Source organism: Pleomorphochaeta sp. DL1XJH-081, assembly GCF_049310885.1.
Taxonomy (GTDB): domain Bacteria; phylum Spirochaetota; class Spirochaetia; order Sphaerochaetales; family Sphaerochaetaceae; genus CAYZJV01.
This window is the reverse complement of record NZ_JBMDYO010000085.1, coordinates 1-275: the sequence shown is the minus strand read 5'-3', so window position 1 is coordinate 275 and position 275 is coordinate 1. Positions and strand designations below refer to the sequence as shown.

Genomic DNA, 275 nt, shown 5'->3' with positions numbered 1-275 from the left:
CTCGTGACAATGAGAGGCTGCTTAATCGTACAGCTGTATAAGAACTAGTACTTGGCGAAGAAGATTCTTGATAATTACAACAGAGCTTCAATAAGGACTCAGTATTTGATGTCAGCTGCTTCAATAACACCAAGCTGTACTCATCTTCGTAGTGACAGATATGTTCAGGATCCATCTTCATTAAGTCATTATAGAGTGCAAGGATTTCTTCATAATGAGACTCAGTACTAGCATCCGGGCAGCCATATGAGATCAATGTGTTATGGGCCATCAAG

1 protein-coding gene is annotated in these 275 nt (G+C 40.4%); it reads right to left on the bottom strand.

Translation table 11 applies throughout. The features are described 5' to 3' along the window. Window positions 1-181: hypothetical protein (locus ACODJP_RS13995; RefSeq protein WP_422482537.1), on the bottom strand; the 181-nt coding region annotated here is incomplete at its 3' end. Window positions 182-275: the final 94 nt, after the last annotated feature.